The sequence below is a fragment of the Pseudomonas sp. SIMBA_067 genome, assembly GCF_046534675.1.
GTDB lineage: Bacteria > Pseudomonadota > Gammaproteobacteria > Pseudomonadales > Pseudomonadaceae > Aquipseudomonas > Aquipseudomonas putida.
This window is the reverse complement of the sequence record NZ_JAWRYH010001490.1, coordinates 1-230: the sequence shown is the minus strand read 5'-3', so window position 1 is coordinate 230 and position 230 is coordinate 1. Positions and strand designations below refer to the sequence as shown.

The window sequence follows — 230 nt, the reverse complement described above, 5'->3', positions numbered from 1 at the left end:
ACGCCATCGCGGCCGGCCACGGTATCGGTCACCGTCCACACGTCATCGGCAACGTCAGCCGTGCCTTTGGTGTTCTGGGTCACCACATATTCGCTCTGCACCCCCGCGTATATGGCAGTGTCAAAGGCCGCGCCGCCGGTCGAGGTACCCGGCAGGATTTCCCGCACGGCTTTGAGCTGACCTGGGTTGTAAGTGCGGTCGAGCATGAACGGGATCATGTCGACCATGCT

General features: G+C 62.2%; 1 protein-coding gene. It reads right to left on the bottom strand.

Annotation, left to right across the window (positions count from 1 at the left end; genetic code table 11):
* The coding region (locus SB765_RS34400; protein WP_410933127.1) for a hypothetical protein at positions 1-230 on the bottom strand (230 nt) is incomplete at both ends.